The following is a 16,109-nucleotide window of genomic DNA, read 5'->3' as shown; positions in this document are numbered from 1 at the left end:
ACCTCGACACACCTTAGGACGATGCTCGCAACAGAAATCCGACATCTGGGCCGGAATTCGAGAACGGCAAGGCGTTGCTGCGTAGGTTCGCAACGGTTTGAAGGACGATCAATACTCAAGGCGCGTCGTTTGAATTCACGTTTCTGCGCGGCCGCCCGTAGCCGCCGATCTTGCGCAGCCGGCGCTTTTCGACTTTGCTGCGCCAAAAGAGGGGTTCGCGTTTTCCGATGCGCCACATGTCACTGACGCCCGAGCTTGTCGCTCTTTGCCATCGCGAAGAGATCGATCCCGGTCCGAGCGGTGGGTGGGCGCAGCTCAGCGACGACGATTTCAGCGCGCTCGCCACGCGTCTCGCCGGAGAAGCCGACGACGGACCGCTCTGGGTCTTCGCCTATGGTTCGCTGATCTGGAAACCGGCCTTCGAGTCGGTCGAGCAACGGCGCGCCTCGGCGCATGGCTGGCACCGGTCGTTCTGCCTCGACATGGTCCGCTGGCGCGGCAGCCGCGAGCAGCCCGGCCTGATGATGGCGCTGGAACGGGGCGGGCGCTGCGACGGCGTCATCTATCGTTTGCCGGATGGCGAGAAGCCAGCCCAGATCGAAAGGCTGCTGCGGCGTGAGATCGACGACCACGAGAGCGTCAGCTCGGTCCGGTGGGTTCCGGTGCGCACGGCACAAGGCCGGCTGCGAGCGCTGGGCTTCTGGGTTGGCGTGACCGGCAGGGGGACGTCGCTCGGGCAGCCTCTGGAAAAGGTGGCCTGGGTGCTGGCACGCGCCTGCGGTCATGTCGGTTCGGGCGCCGAATACCTTTACAACACCGTCAGCCACCTCGAGACCTTCGGCATTCATGACCGCAATCTGTGGCGGCTGCAGGAACTTGTGGCGGACGAGGTGCGCTCGATCCACGGCCACAGGATTACGGGCGGCGAGCCGTCGGCTATGGAAATCGCCGCCGCTATAACATGAGTGTATTTATCATATTTTATCCAGCCATTACAGCGACTTGGCCGAAAATTGACCAATTGATAAAAAAATAAAACGTGCTAGCCTTCCCCAAAACGACAACAAAGGGGAGTTGGAATGGCGACTGGTCATTTCATCGAAGGCATTGCCGGCGGCCGGCTGTCTTCCGAGCAATATGCCGACAATTTTTCCGACCTGCACCCGCCGCTCGATCATCATGAGGCGCTGGTCGAATCCGACCGCTGCTATTTCTGCTACGACGCGCCGTGCATGAATGCATGTCCGACCTCGATCGACATCCCGCTGTTCATCCGGCAGATCGCCACCGGCAATCCGCTGGGCTCGGCCAAGACGATCTTCGACCAGAATATCCTCGGCGGCATGTGCGCCCGCGTCTGCCCGACCGAGACACTGTGCGAAGAGGTCTGCGTGCGCGAGGTGGCGGAGGGCAAGCCGGTCCAGATCGGCCGGCTGCAGCGCTACGCCACCGACGTCGCCATGAGCGAGGAGAAGCAGTTCTACAAGCGCGCCGAGCCGACCGGGAAGACGGTCGCCGTGGTCGGCGCCGGCCCGGCAGGGCTGGCGGCGGCGCATCGCCTTGCCCGTCACGGTCATGACGTGACGATCCTCGAGGCGCGGCCGAAGGCCGGCGGCCTCAACGAATATGGCATTGCCGCCTATAAGAGCGTCGACGATTTCGCCCAGGCCGAGGTCGATTATGTCACCGCGATCGGCGGCATCGACATCCAGAACGGCAAGGCGCTCGGCCGCGACTTCCAGCTCGCCGACCTGATGCGCAACTACGATGCGGTTTTCCTCGGCCTCGGTCTCGGCGGCGTCAACGCGTTGCGCGCCGAAGGCGAGGACGCCGACGGTGTCGCCAATGCGGTCGAGTTCATCGCGGAGCTTCGGCAAGCGAGCGATCTTTCCGGCCTGCCGGTCGGTCGGCGCGTCGTCGTCATCGGCGGCGGCATGACAGCGATCGACGCCGCGGTGCAGTCGAAGCTGCTCGGCGCGGAGGAGGTGACGGTCTGTTACCGGCGCGGCCAGGAGCACATGAACGCCTCCGGCTTCGAGCAGGACCTGGCCGCCGCCAACGGCGTCACTATCCGCCACTGGCTGCAGCCGAAGCGCGTCATTGCCGAAAACGGCAAGGTCTCGGCGATCGAGCTTGAATACACCGCGATGAACGGCGACAAGCTCGCCGGCACTGGCGAAACGCTGCGGCTCAATGCCGACCAGGTGTTCAAGGCGATTGGCCAGAGCTTCGTGCCGGCGCATCTCAATGGCAGCGGCGAGCAGATCGACCTCGAAGGCGGCCGCATCAAGGTCGATGCCGAAGGCCGTACGTCGCTCTCAAAAGTCTGGGCCGGCGGCGACTGCATCTTCGGCGGCGACGATTTGACCGTTTCGGCGGTGGCGCAAGGGCGCGACGCGGCCGAGAGCATCCACCGGGCACTGACCTCTAACGGGAGGGCATGAGCATGGCAGACATCCGCAACAATTTCGTCGGCATCAAATCGCCCAATCCGTTCTGGCTGGCCTCGGCGCCGCCGACCGACAAGGCCTATAATGTCGAGCGCGCCTTCAAGGCCGGCTGGGGCGGCGTTGTGTGGAAGACGCTGGGCGAAGAAGGTCCGCCGGTCGTCAACGTCAACGGACCGCGCTACGGCGCGATCTGGGGCGCCGATCGCCGGCTGCTCGGCCTGAACAACATCGAGCTGATCACCGACCGCGACCTGCAGACCAATCTGCGCGAGATCAAGCAGGTCAAGAAGGACTGGCCCGACCGCGCCATCGTCGTTTCGCTGATGGTGCCCTGCGTCGAGGACGCCTGGAAGGCGATCCTGCCGGTGGTCGAGGAGACCGAGGCCGACGGCATCGAGCTCAATTTCGGCTGCCCGCACGGCATGTCGGAGCGCGGCATGGGTGCCGCGGTCGGCCAGGTGCCGGAATATATCGAAATGGTGGTGCGCTGGTGCAAGCAGAACACCCGCATGCCGGTCATCACCAAGCTGACGCCCAACATCACGGACGTGCGCAAGCCGGCGCGGGCGGCGCTTGCGGGGGGAACGGATGCAGTGTCGCTGATCAACACGATCAACTCGATCACCGGCGTCGATCTCGATAGTTTCGCGCCTATGCCGACGATCGACGGAAAGGGCTCGCATGGCGGCTATTGCGGCCCGGCGGTGAAGCCGATCGCCATGAACATGGTGGCCGAGATCGCGCGCGACGCCGAAACGCACGGCCTGCCGATCTCCGGTATCGGCGGCATCACCACCTGGCGCGACGCGGCCGAATTCATGGCGCTCGGCGCCGGCAATGTGCAGGTCTGCACGGCGGCCATGACCTACGGCTTCAAGATCGTGCAGGAGATGATCGCCGGGCTTGAGAACTGGATGGACGAGAAGGGGCATGCCTCGCTCTCCGACATCATCGGCCGCGCCACGCCCAACGTCACCGACTGGCAGTACCTCAACCTCAACTATGTCGCCAAGGCGCATATCGACCAGGACGCCTGCATCAAATGCGGCCGCTGCCACATCGCCTGCGAGGACACCTCGCACCAGGCGATCACCAGCATGGTCAATGGGGCCAGGCATTTCGAGGTGATCGAGGCCGAATGCGTCGGCTGCAATCTCTGCGTCAATGTCTGCCCGGTCGAGGGCTGCATCACCATGGAGCCGCTGGCGGCCGGCGCGATGGACGAGCGCACCGGCAAGCCGGTGTCGCCGATCTACGCCAACTGGACGACGCATCCCAACAACCCGATGGCCAAGGTGGCGGCGGAGTAAGCTTGGGTTCCTCGCCCCACGCAGTGGGTACGAAGTGGGGAGAGGTGGCCCGGCGAAGCCGGGACGGAGAGGGGCCTTGGCGGCTGGGAACTTGCCCCCAGGGTCGTGATCTATCTTGCGTCTGGTCCTGCGCCGGTTTTGACTTCGCAAAAGTCGTCCCCCTCTCCGTCCCGGCTTCGCCGGGCCACCTCTCCCCCGCTTTGCGGGGTGCGAGGAACCCAAGTCCTGCTAAGCGCGGTGCCAGAAACGATCTGATCTCTTCCCTCACATTCCTGAGTGTTGCGAAGCAGGCGATCTTCGTTTTCTCTATTGCAGATAAAACTTATCCATGATAAAAGATATCCATGAATAGGAGATCGGCATCATGAAGCTGGGCGATGGTGTTGAAGCGGCCATCCACTGTGCGGCGACACTGGCCAGCGTCGACGGCAACAGCACCATGCCGGGCGCGGTGCTTGCGGAGTGCTTCGGGCTGTCGCCAAGCTATCTGTTGAAGCACCTCAACCAACTCACGGCGGCGCGCATCCTGGAATCGCTGCCTGGACCCGCGGGCGGCTATCGACTGGCGCGGGCGGCGGAACAGATCACGCTGCTGGATATCGTGCTGGCCGTCGAGGGCAGGGAGCCTGCCTTCCGTTGCGGCGAAATCCGCCAGCGCGGCCCGGTCAAGATCGATGCCTCGGCCTATGTGAAGCCGTGCGGCATCAATGCCGCGATGCTCAAGGCGGAGCGCGCCTATCGGGCGGCGCTCGCGGAAGTGAAGCTCTCCGACATCGTGGCCGAGTACGCCGCCGAAGGCGACCCGCGATCCTATGCCGCGAGCTGCGCTTTCGTCGAGCGTCACCAGCGGCCGCAGAAATCCGCTTCCTCCAAACAGACTTAACCCGCCAGACAATGTGGAAAGGCAAAGACGATGAAACAGAGACTTCAATTTTATGCCAAGGCGCCGGCTCTCATGAAGGCAGTGACCGAGCTCAACACGGCTGTCGAGGAGAGCGGGCTGGAGGCCAGCCTGATCCATTTGGTCAAGCTTAGGGCTTCTCAGATCAATGGCTGCTCCTACTGCGTCGACATGCACAGCCGTGAGGCAAGGCGCGACGGCGAGACCGAGCAGCGTCTCTATCTGGTCGCCGCCTGGAAGGAATCGCCGCTGTTCTCCGAGCGCGAGAGGGCGGCATTTGCCTGGACCGAGGCGGTGACCAACATTTCCGACAACGGTGTTCCGGACGATCTCTATGCCGCAACGCTGGAGCATTTCTCCGACGAGGAACTTGTGAAGCTGACCGTGCTGGTTGGCATGATCAATATGTGGAATCGCCTCGCCATACCGTTCCGCTCCGTCCATCCGGTCGAAAAGGCAAAGGCTGCCTGATCTTGCTGCCGCGGCGTGGGCCCGCTGAGCGGCCCACGCCTTTTTTCAGCGAAAGAACAACGACATGTTCGAGAATTTTCAGAACGAGATTCTAATCATCGCGCGCTTGCTGCTTGGCGGCGCTTTCGTTTTTGCCGGCCTGCGCAACATCCAGAACAGAAAGCTGGTCGCTTCGTTGATGGCCGCGCGCGGCGTGCCGCAGGCGGCACTGGCTCTGTGGCTGGGCATTGTGCTGCAACTCGTTGCCGGCGCGCTGGTGATTGCCGGCCTATGGACCGTGCCTGCGGCGGCAGCCCTGATCCTTTTCCTCATCGTTGCGACGCCGATGTTCCATAACTTCTGGGATCATCAGGGCGCGGACCGCGCCTCCCGCATCAACGGGGTCGTCAGCAATGTTGCTTTGGCCGGTGGGGTTCCTGACGCTGATCGCGCAGTCGCTTTGACGGCCCAGGGCTAAGCCGCAAACCTCAGCCCACCGTCGCAGGTCAGCACCTGGCCGGTCATGAAGCCGTTGGAGACCAGGAATGCGATCGCCTCGGCGACATCCTCGGCGCGGCCGATGCGGCCGACCGGAGTCTTGCCGGCATATTCGGCAAACACCGCCTGCCGCTGCTCCTCGGGGAGAAAATCCCACCAGGGCGTGTCGATGACGCCGGGCGCCACGACGTTGACGCGCAGCGGCTTCAGCTCGACCGCCAGGATCGGCGCGACGGTCAACAGCATGCCGTTGATGGCACCGATGCCGGCGACGCCGGGCGCTGCAATTTGCGCCGAGACGGCCGAGATGAAGGTGACCGATCCGGCTTTGTTCAAGGTCGGCAGGGCCGCCTGCAGGCAGGACAGTTGCGGCCGGATCTTCTCGTCGACGCCGCTGCCGATGTCGGCAAGGTCGAGCGTCGCGAACGGTCCCAGCCCCTTGCCGCCGCTCGCGGCGAGGACAAGGTGATCGAACGGCCCTAGACCATCGAAGAAATGCCGGACCTCGTCCGGCTTCGCGGCGTCGAACGCGGGCTTGCCGACGGTGCCGCCAAGGGCCTTCCACGCACCTTTGAGCTTCTCCTCGTTGCGGCCGGTGATCGTGACCTTCATGCCGGGACCGACCAGCCGCTTGGCCGTGGCAAAGCCGATGCCGGACGAGCCGCCGATGATGACGCAATGTTCGATGGTTTCGCTCATGAGTGCTGTTCCTTAGGTTTGGAGGATGGACCCTCGATCAGTTCGAGGCTCAGTGCCCGCAATTGGCGGCGGGCCTTTTCGTCATAGGCCTGCGCATCGGCGCGCGATTCCCGCTGACCGTCGAAATAAAGGCCACTGCGTCCTTCGAGCGCCGGCGATACGGCGAGATTGAGAATGGCGTCGGCGCCGGTCTCGACCGAGCTCCACGGCGTGACGCCCGCCTGCCGGACCATGGTGGTGTCCATGTAGCTTGCCGGGTGGAGCGCATTGACGCTGACGCGGGTGCCGTCGAGCTGCTCCGCCAAATCGACGGTGAACAGGATCTGCCCCAGCTTGCTCTGGCAGTAGGCGCGCACGCCGCTGTAGCCATGCGTCAGCATGACATCGTCGAAGTCGATCGCCTGCTGGCCGGCCGAAGCGACGTTGACGATGCGCGCCGGCGCGCTTGCCTTGAGGAGCGGCAAGAGTTCCGACGTCAGCAGGAAGCCGGCGAGATAGTTGACCGCGAAGCGCAGCTCGTAGCCGTCGACGCTGACCTGCCGCTTGGCGCCCTGGCCGCCGGTGCCGACGCCGGCATTGTTGATCAAGATATCGAGCCGGTCGGTCCTTGCGCGCACCGCTTCGGCGAGGCGGCGCACTTCGGTGAGCGAAGCGAGGTCGGCGGCGAGAAACTCCGCCTTGCCACCCTTTGCCTCTATGGCGGCGACCGTCGCCTCGGCGCGGCCTGCGTCGCGGCCATGCACCAGCACACGGGCGCCGGCGGCGCCGAGCCGCTCGGCGACCACACGGCCGACGCCGTCGGTAGAGCCGGTGACGAGAATTGTCTTGTCCTTGAGTTCCATGCTCAGAGCCTCCTTGCGCTGCTCTAAACGGAAAGATGGGACAGCACGGGCGTCCCAAACAGTTCAAACTTTATCCTGGTATCGGTACTGCTATAATAGACGCATGGATGCCATTGCCCATTCCCCTGAAGATCATCGCCGTCGCGAGCTTGGCGCCTTCCTGCGCTCCCGCCGCGAAAGGCTCTCGCCCGATGCAGCCGGCATCGCCTGTGGCGCGCGGCGGCGCACGCCCGGACTGCGGCGCGAGGAAGTGGCGATGATCGCCGGCGTCGGCACGACCTGGTACACCTGGCTGGAGCAGGGCAGGGACGTGCGGCCTTCGGTCGAGGTGCTGTCGGCGCTCTGCCAGGCACTGCGGCTCGACGGCGCCGAGCAGCGGCATCTGTTCACGCTCGCCGGCCGCCAGCAACCAGAGCGGCGCCGCATCGTGCAGGGAAAGGTCGAGGGACCGTTGCTGCACATGCTGCAGAGCCTGGTCCTGCAGCCCGCCTATGTCGTCGGCCCGCGCTGGGACGTGCTGGCATGGAACGACGCGGCCGTCGCCATTTTTGGCGACTACGGCCTGTTGGAGGGCGATGCCCGCAACATCATCCACGGCGTGTTCACCGATCCGCACCGGCGGCATCTGCTGGTGGACTGGGAACAGCTGGCGCGCGCAACACTTGCCGCGTTCCGCGCCGAGAGCGCGAAATACACCGGCGATCCGGACTTCGAGCGGCTGATCGCGCTGATGATGCGCTCAAGTCCCGAGTTCCGTGAATGGTGGCCGCAGCGCGATGTGGTGCACCGGCTTTCCGGCCTGAAGCACCTGCGGCATCCGATCGCCGGCGCGATGACGTTCGAACATATGAGCCTGTCGATCGATGACGGTTCGGATATGAGGCTGATCGTCTACACGCCGCTGGCGGAGCAGAATTCAGTGGTGAAGCTGCGGAAGCTGCTGGATACAATTCCGGTGGAGCGCCGCAGCGCGTAACGTTGATGGCTGCAGCCCCTCAGCTTCGTCATCCACGGGCGGAGCAAGGAGCGTAGCGACGCGGCGCAGACCCGAGGATCCATGCCGCGACTTCAAAGCGCTGCTGCGGTGCAGAACTGGCTCTGGCTGGGCGCGACGATCATTCTGAATCGCTGTGCTCTTTGGCGAGCGTCACGGCATGGATTCTAGGGTCTGCGCGCGTCGCTTCGCTCCTTGCTCCGCCCTAGAATGACGAAATCAATGTGCGCTTCAGCCAATCTCCGCAGCCTGAGACAGTTCGACGACCGGCAAAGCTTGTACTGGTTTGATGTCGCGCCTCAGCCCTTAGGCTTCAGCCCATCCAGGAACAGCTGCTCCAGGAAGCGCGCCGCGTCCTCGAAGCGGCCCTCGCCGCCGCGGTCGGCGCCGAGTACGGCGCGCACCTGGACGTCGAAATCGGCATAATGCTGCGTCGTCGCCCAGATCGAGAAGATCAGGTGCCAGGGATCGGTGCGGGCGATCTTGCCGGCGCGCATCCAACCCTTGATGACGGTGGCCTTCTCGTCGACCAGGGTTTTCAGCTCGCCCTCCAGCATCGGCTTGATGCGCGGCGCGCCCTGCAGGATCTCGTTGGCGAAGAGCCGGCTTTCGCGCGGGAAGTCGCGCGCCATTTCGAGCTTCCGGCGGATGTAGCTCCTGAGCTCCGTCAGCGGATCGCCGATGTCGTCCAGCTCGCGCAAGGGCGCCAGCCAGGTGTCGAGCAGGCGCTGCATCAACGTCTCGTGAATGTCTTCCTTGCGGCGGAAGTAATAGAGAAGGTTCGGCTTCGACATGCCGGCGGCTTCGGCGATCTGGTCGATGGTCGAGCCGCGAAAACCGTTGGCGGAGAAGACTTCGAGCGCGGCTTCCAGGATGAGCTCGCGCTTTTCCTGCTGGATGCGGGTGCGGCGGGGAGCTGAGCCTTCCATCGCCGCCGTCATCCTTGCCGGCCGTCTTCGCGCGGGCTCTCTGGACCAATTGTCTGGACCAGTTTTTCCTTGGGCTGTGGAGCGCGCTTTCGATGCCGCATTTCCGCTAGTAATCCTTGGACCGCCGACAGGCGGTGCTAACGTTTGTCCAACCGGTCAAAATTTTGCGTAGCACGAAAACGCAGCAAAGACCAAGCGTTGGCCGCACCGAAACAGGTTACAAGGGGAAGTCTTGGTCATGTCCAACCGGCTGAAAGTCACGCCGAACGATCTCAGCGCATTCTGGATGCCGTTCACGGCAAACCGCCAGTTCAAGCAGGCGCCGCGCATGTTCGTGTCCGCCAAGGACATGCATTACACGACCAGCGACGGCCGCAAGGTGCTGGACGGCACCGCGGGCCTGTGGTGCGTGAACGCCGGCCACTGCCGCCCCAAGATCACCGAGGCGATCCAGCATCAGGCCGCCGAACTCGACTACGCGCCGGCCTTCCAGATGGGTCACCCGATCGTGTTCGAGCTGGCGAACCGGCTGGTCGACATCGCGCCGAAGGGCATGGACCATGTCTTCTTCACCAATTCCGGTTCGGAATCGGTCGAGACCGCGCTGAAGATGGCGATCGCCTATCACCGCGTGAAGGGCGAGGGCTCGCGCACCCGGCTGATCGGCCGCGAGCGCGGCTATCACGGCGTCAATTTCGGCGGCATCTCGGTCGGCGGCATCGTCACCAACCGCAAGATGTTCGGCACGCTGCTCGGCGGCGTCGACCATCTGCCGCACACGCACCTGCCCGAGAAGAACGCCTTCTCGAAGGGCGTGCCGGAACATGGGGCGGAGCTGGCGAACGAGCTGGAGCGCCTCGTCACGCTGCATGACGCCTCGACCATCGCCGCCGTCATTGTCGAGCCGGTCGCCGGCTCCACCGGCGTCATCCTGCCGCCGAAGGGCTATCTGCAGAAGCTTCGGGAAATCTGCACGAAGCACGGCATATTGTTGATTTTCGATGAAGTGATCACCGGCTTCGGACGCCTCGGCGCGCCGTTCGCTGCGGACTATTTCGGCGTCACGCCGGACATCATGACGACGGCCAAGGGCGTGTCGAACGGCGTCATCCCGATGGGCGCGGTGTTCGTCAAGAAGGAGATCCACGACGCCTTCATGACCGGCCCCGAGCACATGATCGAGTTCTTCCACGGCTACACCTATTCCGGCAATCCGATCGCCTGCGCCGCGGCGCTCGGCACTCTGGACACCTACAAGGAAGAGGGCCTTTTGACGCGCGGCGAGGAGCTGGCGCCTTACTGGGAAGACGCGCTGCATTCGCTCAAGGGCGAGCCGCATGTCATCGACATCCGCAACATCGGCCTGATCGGCGCGATCGAGCTGGCGCCGATCGCCGGCAGCCCGACCAAGCGAGCGTTCTCGGCCTTCGTCAAGGCGTTCGAGCGCGGCGCGCTGATCCGCACCACAGGCGACATCATCGCGCTGTCGCCGCCGCTGATCATCACCAAGGGCCAGATCAACGAGCTGATCGACCATGTTCGCGATGTTCTGAGGTCGATCGACTGACAAGCCGGTGCGGACACTCCTTCCCGTCGAGGGGAGGGTGTCCGCCAAGCGGCCAGGCGAGGTCGGCGCCGACGCGCCGACTTTAAGAGCGGCGTGATTCAGGCCGGCTGCGCGCCAATGCCGGTCAGGATCACTCGCTTGATGTTTTCCTTGGCTTCGCGCCATTGCCGGTCAGAGAGCGACTTGCCGCCGTTCAGCGTCTCGATCTGGTGGCCGAAATCGGCGTAGTGCTGGGTCGTGGCCCAGAGCATGTAGAGCAGATGGCGCGGGTCCACCGGGTCCATCTTGCCCTCTTCGATCCAACGGCTGATAATTCCGACGCGGCCGTCGGTCCATTCGCGCAGCGTTGATTCCATATAGTCCTGAAGCACCGGCGCGCCGTGCATCACTTCGGAGGCCCAGACCTTCGAACCGTCCGGGTGGCGGCGCGATATTTCCATCTTGGCGTCGATATAGGCGCTGATGCCGTCCACCGGGCCGCGCGCCGCGTCGAAGCAATTGGCCGCCTGCAGCCAGATCTCGAAAATGTTCTGGACGACGGAACGGTAGAGCTCTTCCTTGGTGGCGAAATAATAGTGAAGATTTGCCTTCGGCAGCCCCGCCAGATCGGCGATCAGCTGCATCGTGGCGCCGCCGAAGCCGGCCTCCGCGAACACCTTCTCGGCGGCGAGCAGAATGGCTTTTTCATTCTCCCGCCTTATATCCTGTCGACGCATGGGACGGGTGGTTTCGCTCATGTGTTCTCCAAGATTCTCGTTGACCGCTTGGTCAGCTTGTGTAGTCTGAAAGCTGACCATACGGTCAGGATGCAAACCACTCAAGAGGCGACAAGACCTCTGGTGTAAATGGGAACCGCAAATGGCCGCACCGGGCGAAAACCTGCGAATCAATTCAGACCGCTTGTGGGATTCCATCATGGAGATGGCGAAGATCGGCCCCGGCATTGCCGGCGGCAACAATCGCCAGACCGTGACCGACGAGGACGGCGAAGGCCGTCATCTGTTCAAGCGCTGGTGCGATGCCGCGGGGCTCGAAATGGGCGTCGACGAGATGGGCACGATGTTTGCCCGCCGCGAAGGCACCGATCCCAGCCTGCCGCCCGTCTATGTCGGCAGCCATCTCGACACACAGCCGACCGGCGGCAAGTATGATGGCGTGCTCGGTGTGCTGGGCGGGCTCGAAGTCGTGCGCTCGCTCAACGATCTCGGCATCAAGACCAGGCACCCGATCGTCGTCACCAACTGGACCAACGAGGAAGGCGCGCGCTTCGCGCCGGCCATGATGGCGTCCGGCGTGTTCGCCGGCGTGCTCGACCAGGCCGATGTCTACCAGCATGTCGACAAGGACGGCAAAAAGTTCGGCGAAGAGCTCGAGCGCATCGGCTGGAAAGGCACGGAAAAGGTCGGTGATCGCAAAATCCACGCCTTCTTCGAATTGCATATCGAGCAGGGGCCGATCCTGGAGGACGAGGGCATCGATATCGGCGTCGTCACCCATGGCCAAGGCCTGAAATGGCTGCAGGTGACGCTGACCGGCAAGGAAGCCCATACCGGCTCGACGCCGATGCCCAAGCGCCGCAATGCGGGGCTCGGCATGGCGCGGGTCATCGAGCTGGTGCACGAGATCGCCATGGACTACCAGCCGGACGCCGTCGGCGCGGTCGGCCATATGCAGGCTTATCCGAACTCGCGCAACATCATCGCCGGCCGCACCGTCTTCACCATCGACATCCGCTCGCCGGAGAAAGAAGTGCTCGACGCCATGGATGGCCGCATCCGCGAAGGCATCGACACGATTTGCGACGCGCTCGACATCAAATACGAGATCGAGCAGGTCGGGCATTTCGATCCGGTCACCTTCGACAAGAACTGCGTCAAGGCGATCCGTGACGCCGCCGAGCGTCTCGGTTATTCGCATCGCAACATCGTGTCGGGCGCCGGGCACGACGCCTGCTGGATCAACCGCGTCGCGCCGACCGCCATGGTGATGTGCCCCTGCGTCGACGGGCTTAGCCACAACGAGGCCGAGGAGATCAGCAAGGAATGGGCGTCGGCGGGCGCCGACGTGCTGTTCCACGCGGTGGTGGAGACTGCTGGAATCGTCGAATGACCGACTAGAGCATTTCACCTCGCAACGCCGCTCGCAAAGAAGCGCGAAAGAACAGGGGAACAGATATGACCAAAGTCATCCGGAACGGTACCGTCGTCACCGCCGACCGCACGTGGAAGGCCGACGTGCTGATGCAGCACGGCAAGATCGTCGCCATCGGCTCGAACCTGCACGGCGATCACGAGTTCGACGCCACGGGTTGCTACGTCATGCCGGGCGGCATCGATCCGCACACCCATCTCGAAATGCCCTTCATGGGCACCTATTCGGCCGACGATTTCGAATCCGGCACGCGCGCCGCGCTTTCCGGCGGCACGACGATGGTGGTCGATTTCTGCCTGCCGGCGCCGCAGCAGTCGCTGCTGGAGGCGCTGCAGATGTGGGATAACAAGACCTCGAAGGCGGCCTGCGACTATTCCTTCCACATGGCGATCACCTGGTGGAGCAGGCAGGTGTTCGACGAGATGGCTCAAGTCGTCGACCGTGGCATCACCTCGTTCAAGCATTTCATGGCCTATAAGGGCGCGTTGATGGTGGACGACGACGAGATGTATTCGTCGTTCCAGCGCTGCGCCGATCTCGGCGCGCTGCCGCTGGTCCATGCCGAGAATGGCGATGTGGTCGCAGCACTTTCGCAAAAGCTTCTGGCCGCCGGGAACAACGGTCCCGAGGGCCACGCTTATTCGCGTCCGCCGGAAGTGGAAGGCGAGGCGACAAATCGCGCCATCATGATCGCCGACATGGCCGGCGTGCCGCTCTATGTCGTGCATGTCTCTTGCGAGCAGAGCCATGAAGCGATCCGCCGCGCGCGCCAGAAGGGCATGCGCGTTTACGGCGAGCCGCTGATCCAGCATCTGACGCTCGACGAAACCGAATATTTCAACAAGGACTGGGATCACGCGGCGCGCCGGGTGATGAGCCCGCCCTTCCGCAACAAGCTGCACCAGGATTCGCTGTGGGCCGGCCTGCAGGCTGGATCGCTGCAAGTGGTGGCGACCGACCACTGCGCCTTCACCACAAAGCAGAAGCGCAACGGCATCGGCGATTTCACCAAGATCCCGAACGGCACCGGCGGGCTCGAGGACCGCTTGCCGGTTCTGTGGACTAGAGGCGTCAACACCGGACGGCTGACGATGAACGAGTTCGTCGCGGTGACCTCGACCAACATTGCCAAGATACTCAACATGTATCCGAAGAAGGGCGCCATCGTCGAAGGCGCCGACGCCGACATCGTCGTCTGGGATCCGAAGCGCAAGAAGACGATCTCCGCCCAGAAGCAGCAGTCTGTGATCGACTACAATGTCTTCGAGGGCGTCGAGGTGACCGGCCTGCCGCGCTTCGTCTTCTCGCGCGGCGAGTTGTCGATCGAGGAAGCGGACGTGAAGGCCAAGGTCGGACATGGCGAGTTCGTCGCGCGTGAGCCGAACGCCGCGGTCAATCGGGCGCTGTCGACCTGGAAGGAGATTTCCGCGCCGCGCAAGGTGGAGCGGACCGGCATTCCGGCGACCGGGGTCTGACCATGCGGGCTCTTCATCTTGCGATCGCGGCGGCCACGACGCTGGCCGCCGGCCAGGCTCTCGCCGCGGGCATAGACCTCAGCAAGCCTTATGGCGACAAATATGGTTGCATCAACCGGAACGGCCAGCAAGTGGCCGCCGACAAGATGCTGCTTTTGACCGACAAGGAACTGATCACGGCGGCCAGCGCCTGCACCTTCAGCGACAGCCAAGCCCAGGCCGACGGATCGCTGGTGGTGACGGCAAAATGCGAGGCCGAAGGCGAAGAGGGACAGGCGCCGACCAAGTTCACCATCAAGCGCAGCGCGAAGAATGCGAAGAAGCTGGTGGTGGCCGACGAGGACGGCAATGTGATGGGCGAAGTCGCGCGATGCAAATGACGGCGATCCCGTCGGCCTCAGGCAACCAAAGCATCCAGTTCCGGCAGCAGGACGACGCTTTCCTGTTCGTTGGGATCGGTGCGGGCGATGATGGCCGAGGACGGCGCGCCGCTCAGATTGGCCGGCAGATGCGGAACGCCCGCCGGAATATAGAAGAGGTCGCCGGCCTTGACGACGATATGATGCTCGAGCCGGTCGCCGTACCAGGTGTGGACTTCGCCCGAGAGCACGTAGATGGCCGTCTCATGGCTTTCATGCATATGCGCCTTGGCGCGGGCGCCAGGCGGCATGGTGAGAAGATGCATGCAGATGCCGGACGAGCCGACGGTTTCGGCGGCGATGCCGGCGAAATAGCTCAGCCCCTGCTTGCCCTGGTAGGTGCTTTCGGGGCGAACGAGATGACAGGTGGGTTTGGGCGACATCGGCAAGGCTCCGGGCGGCGTCGATCGGGTGGGACAGGACGAGTGGAAAGCAACGCTATCATAAAATCAACAGGATTGCGGACAGCGCGGCAGCGGCTGCGAAAGGCAGGCTGCAGCCAATGACCGGACAGCCGCCAGCCGTCGTTTCGGCAAGCAAGCTCGGCCTCACCTTCCAGACCAATGACGGTCCGGTGCAGGCGCTCTCCAATGTCGATCTGACCATCGGCAAGGGCGAATTCGTCTCCTTCATCGGCCCGTCCGGCTGCGGCAAAACCACCTTGCTGCGCGTCATCGCCGACCTGGAAAGGGCGACATCGGGAACGATCTCCGTCAACGGGCTGACGCCCGAGCAGGCGCGCGAGAAGCGCTCCTACGGCTACGTCTTCCAGGCCGCCGCCTTGTTCCCGTGGCGCACGATCGAGCGCAACGTGGGGCTGCCGCTGGAGGTTATGGGCTTGAGCCAGGCCGAGCAGGCCGAGCGCATCAAGCGCACGCTGGCGCTCGTCAACCTGTCGGGCTTCGAGAAGAAGTATCCCTGGCAGCTCTCTGGCGGCATGCAGCAGCGCGCCTCGATCGCGCGCGCTTTAGCCTTCGATGCCGACCTGCTTTTGATGGACGAGCCGTTCGGCGCGCTCGACGAGATCGTGCGCGACCATTTGAACGAACAACTCCTCGAACTCTGGGACAGGACCAACAAGACGATCTGCTTCGTCACCCATTCGATCCCCGAGGCGGTGTATCTGTCGACGCGCATCGTGGTGATGTCGCCGCGGCCCGGCCGCGTCACCGACATCATCGAATCGACGCTGCCGAGGAAGCGCCCGCTCGACATCCGCGAGACGCCGGAATTCCTGGCGATCGCCGCGCGCGTGCGCGACGGCTTGAGGGCTGGGCACAGCTATGATGATTGAGGGGATGGCGAATGAGTGCGGACGAGGCCGCCACGCCTTTGTCATCCTGGGGCGGAGCAGGCCTGCAACTGCGCGAGTGGTGGGAGCCGCCCGCCGCGATTTCGTCATCCTAGGGCGGAGCGACGCGAAG

17 protein-coding genes are annotated in these 16,109 nt (G+C 63.8%); 12 read left to right on the top strand and 5 right to left on the bottom strand.

Translation table 11 applies throughout. The features are described from left to right. The first annotated feature begins 227 nt into the window (after window positions 1-227). The 6 genes from WDX12_RS32705 (at window position 228) to WDX12_RS32680 (ending at window position 5,589) form a co-directional block, all read left to right on the top strand. Window positions 228-965 carry a gamma-glutamylcyclotransferase gene (locus WDX12_RS32705; protein WP_320295050.1) on the top strand — a complete coding sequence of 246 codons (738 nt, stop codon included), beginning with the start codon at window positions 228-230 and terminating at the stop codon, window positions 963-965. Window positions 966-1,079: 114 nt separating this feature from the next. Continuing rightward, window positions 1,080-2,444, top strand: a complete 1,365-nt coding sequence (locus WDX12_RS32700; protein WP_434723398.1) for an NAD(P)-dependent oxidoreductase — start codon at window positions 1,080-1,082, stop codon at window positions 2,442-2,444. A gap of 2 nt (window positions 2,445-2,446) precedes the next feature. Continuing rightward, a complete protein-coding gene (gene preA / locus WDX12_RS32695; RefSeq protein WP_434723397.1) occupies window positions 2,447-3,760 on the top strand; it encodes an NAD-dependent dihydropyrimidine dehydrogenase subunit PreA in 1,314 nt (437 codons plus the stop codon). 364 nt (window positions 3,761-4,124) lie between these two features. Then, complete coding sequence (locus WDX12_RS32690; protein WP_434723396.1) at window positions 4,125-4,643, top strand: RrF2 family transcriptional regulator; 519 nt, start codon at window positions 4,125-4,127, stop codon at window positions 4,641-4,643. Window positions 4,644-4,673: 30 nt separating this feature from the next. Beyond that, a complete protein-coding gene (locus WDX12_RS32685; RefSeq protein ID WP_434723395.1) occupies window positions 4,674-5,132 on the top strand; it encodes a carboxymuconolactone decarboxylase family protein in 459 nt (152 codons plus the stop codon). Between the two features lie 64 nt (window positions 5,133-5,196). Then, entirely contained in the window at window positions 5,197-5,589 is a 393-nt protein-coding gene (locus tag WDX12_RS32680; protein WP_434723394.1) for a DoxX family protein, read from the top strand. Here the strand turns inward: WDX12_RS32680 and WDX12_RS32675 are convergent. Continuing rightward, entirely contained in the window at window positions 5,586-6,308 is a 723-nt protein-coding gene (locus WDX12_RS32675; RefSeq protein ID WP_434723393.1) for an SDR family oxidoreductase, read from the bottom strand. The genes WDX12_RS32680 and WDX12_RS32675 overlap by 4 nt on opposite strands. After that, the gene (locus WDX12_RS32670) at window positions 6,305-7,150 is read right to left on the bottom strand and encodes an SDR family NAD(P)-dependent oxidoreductase (protein ID WP_434723392.1); all 846 of its coding nucleotides are present in this window, start codon (window positions 7,148-7,150) and stop codon (window positions 6,305-6,307) included. Before WDX12_RS32670 ends, WDX12_RS32675 begins: the two co-directional genes overlap by 4 nt. A gap of 103 nt (window positions 7,151-7,253) precedes the next feature. On the opposite strand from WDX12_RS32670, the gene WDX12_RS32665 reads away from it, so the two are divergent. Then, a complete protein-coding gene (locus tag WDX12_RS32665) occupies window positions 7,254-8,126 on the top strand; it encodes a helix-turn-helix transcriptional regulator (RefSeq protein WP_434723391.1) in 873 nt (290 codons plus the stop codon). 317 nt (window positions 8,127-8,443) lie between these two features. Here WDX12_RS32665 and WDX12_RS32660 read toward each other — a convergent pair whose 3' ends face one another. Then, window positions 8,444-9,073: a TetR family transcriptional regulator C-terminal domain-containing protein gene (locus WDX12_RS32660; RefSeq protein WP_320295059.1), complete on the bottom strand. Its 630-nt coding sequence runs from the start codon at window positions 9,071-9,073 to the stop codon at window positions 8,444-8,446. Window positions 9,074-9,311: 238 nt separating this feature from the next. On the opposite strand from WDX12_RS32660, the gene WDX12_RS32655 reads away from it, so the two are divergent. Further along, window positions 9,312-10,640 carry an aspartate aminotransferase family protein gene (locus WDX12_RS32655; RefSeq protein WP_320295060.1) on the top strand — a complete coding sequence of 443 codons (1,329 nt, stop codon included), beginning with the start codon at window positions 9,312-9,314 and terminating at the stop codon, window positions 10,638-10,640. Window positions 10,641-10,738: 98 nt separating this feature from the next. Here the strand turns inward: WDX12_RS32655 and WDX12_RS32650 are convergent, their stop codons facing one another. Then, window positions 10,739-11,437 carry a TetR/AcrR family transcriptional regulator gene (locus WDX12_RS32650; protein WP_434723390.1) on the bottom strand — a complete coding sequence of 233 codons (699 nt, stop codon included), beginning with the start codon at window positions 11,435-11,437 and terminating at the stop codon, window positions 10,739-10,741. A 61-nt stretch (window positions 11,438-11,498) separates the two neighbouring features. Between WDX12_RS32650 and WDX12_RS32645 the strand changes: the two genes are divergently transcribed. From WDX12_RS32645 to WDX12_RS32635, 3 genes are all read left to right on the top strand, one after another. Further along, window positions 11,499-12,749, top strand: coding sequence for a Zn-dependent hydrolase (locus tag WDX12_RS32645; protein WP_434723389.1), 1,251 nt, complete (start codon window positions 11,499-11,501; stop codon window positions 12,747-12,749). Between the two features lie 65 nt (window positions 12,750-12,814). Beyond that, a complete protein-coding gene (hydA, locus tag WDX12_RS32640) occupies window positions 12,815-14,266 on the top strand; it encodes a dihydropyrimidinase (RefSeq protein WP_434723388.1) in 1,452 nt (483 codons plus the stop codon). A gap of 2 nt (window positions 14,267-14,268) precedes the next feature. Then, window positions 14,269-14,646: a hypothetical protein gene (locus WDX12_RS32635; RefSeq protein ID WP_320295064.1), complete on the top strand. Its 378-nt coding sequence runs from the start codon at window positions 14,269-14,271 to the stop codon at window positions 14,644-14,646. A gap of 17 nt (window positions 14,647-14,663) precedes the next feature. Here the strand turns inward: WDX12_RS32635 and WDX12_RS32630 are convergent, their stop codons facing one another. After that, window positions 14,664-15,068, bottom strand: a complete 405-nt coding sequence (locus tag WDX12_RS32630; RefSeq protein ID WP_434723387.1) for a cupin domain-containing protein — start codon at window positions 15,066-15,068, stop codon at window positions 14,664-14,666. Window positions 15,069-15,187: 119 nt separating this feature from the next. On the opposite strand from WDX12_RS32630, the gene WDX12_RS32625 reads away from it, so the two are divergent. Next, complete coding sequence (locus WDX12_RS32625; RefSeq protein ID WP_320295066.1) at window positions 15,188-15,979, top strand: ABC transporter ATP-binding protein; 792 nt, start codon at window positions 15,188-15,190, stop codon at window positions 15,977-15,979. Window positions 15,980-16,109 lie beyond the last annotated feature (130 nt).

The organism is Mesorhizobium sp. RIZ17, from assembly GCF_051127865.1.
In the GTDB taxonomy this organism is placed as follows: Bacteria; Pseudomonadota; Alphaproteobacteria; order Rhizobiales; family Rhizobiaceae; genus Mesorhizobium; species Mesorhizobium humile.
The sequence above is the reverse complement of the archived record's forward strand: the minus strand, read 5'-3'. Positions and strand labels throughout refer to the sequence as shown.

Excerpts from the sequence above, each read along its gene's own strand:
- WDX12_RS32705 (WP_320295050.1), top strand. The coding sequence starts at position 228 with ATGCGCCACATGTCACTGACGCCCGAGCTTGTCGCTCTTTGCCATCGC.
- WDX12_RS32660 (WP_320295059.1), bottom strand. The coding sequence starts at position 9,073 with ATGGAAGGCTCAGCTCCCCGCCGCACCCGCATCCAGCAGGAAAAGCGC.
- WDX12_RS32635 (WP_320295064.1), top strand. The coding sequence starts at position 14,269 with ATGCGGGCTCTTCATCTTGCGATCGCGGCGGCCACGACGCTGGCCGCC.
- WDX12_RS32675 (WP_434723393.1), bottom strand. The coding sequence starts at position 6,308 with ATGAGCGAAACCATCGAACATTGCGTCATCATCGGCGGCTCGTCCGGC.
- WDX12_RS32665 (WP_434723391.1), top strand. The coding sequence starts at position 7,254 with ATGGATGCCATTGCCCATTCCCCTGAAGATCATCGCCGTCGCGAGCTT.
- WDX12_RS32690 (WP_434723396.1), top strand. The coding sequence starts at position 4,125 with ATGAAGCTGGGCGATGGTGTTGAAGCGGCCATCCACTGTGCGGCGACA.
- WDX12_RS32670 (WP_434723392.1), bottom strand. The coding sequence starts at position 7,150 with ATGGAACTCAAGGACAAGACAATTCTCGTCACCGGCTCTACCGACGGC.
- hydA (WP_434723388.1), top strand. The coding sequence starts at position 12,815 with ATGACCAAAGTCATCCGGAACGGTACCGTCGTCACCGCCGACCGCACG.
- WDX12_RS32700 (WP_434723398.1), top strand. The coding sequence starts at position 1,080 with ATGGCGACTGGTCATTTCATCGAAGGCATTGCCGGCGGCCGGCTGTCT.
- WDX12_RS32655 (WP_320295060.1), top strand. The coding sequence starts at position 9,312 with ATGTCCAACCGGCTGAAAGTCACGCCGAACGATCTCAGCGCATTCTGG.
- WDX12_RS32680 (WP_434723394.1), top strand. The coding sequence starts at position 5,197 with ATGTTCGAGAATTTTCAGAACGAGATTCTAATCATCGCGCGCTTGCTG.
- WDX12_RS32650 (WP_434723390.1), bottom strand. The coding sequence starts at position 11,437 with ATGGTCAGCTTTCAGACTACACAAGCTGACCAAGCGGTCAACGAGAAT.
- WDX12_RS32625 (WP_320295066.1), top strand. The coding sequence starts at position 15,188 with ATGACCGGACAGCCGCCAGCCGTCGTTTCGGCAAGCAAGCTCGGCCTC.
- WDX12_RS32630 (WP_434723387.1), bottom strand. The coding sequence starts at position 15,068 with ATGTCGCCCAAACCCACCTGTCATCTCGTTCGCCCCGAAAGCACCTAC.
- WDX12_RS32685 (WP_434723395.1), top strand. The coding sequence starts at position 4,674 with ATGAAACAGAGACTTCAATTTTATGCCAAGGCGCCGGCTCTCATGAAG.
- WDX12_RS32645 (WP_434723389.1), top strand. The coding sequence starts at position 11,499 with ATGGCCGCACCGGGCGAAAACCTGCGAATCAATTCAGACCGCTTGTGG.
- preA (WP_434723397.1), top strand. The coding sequence starts at position 2,447 with ATGGCAGACATCCGCAACAATTTCGTCGGCATCAAATCGCCCAATCCG.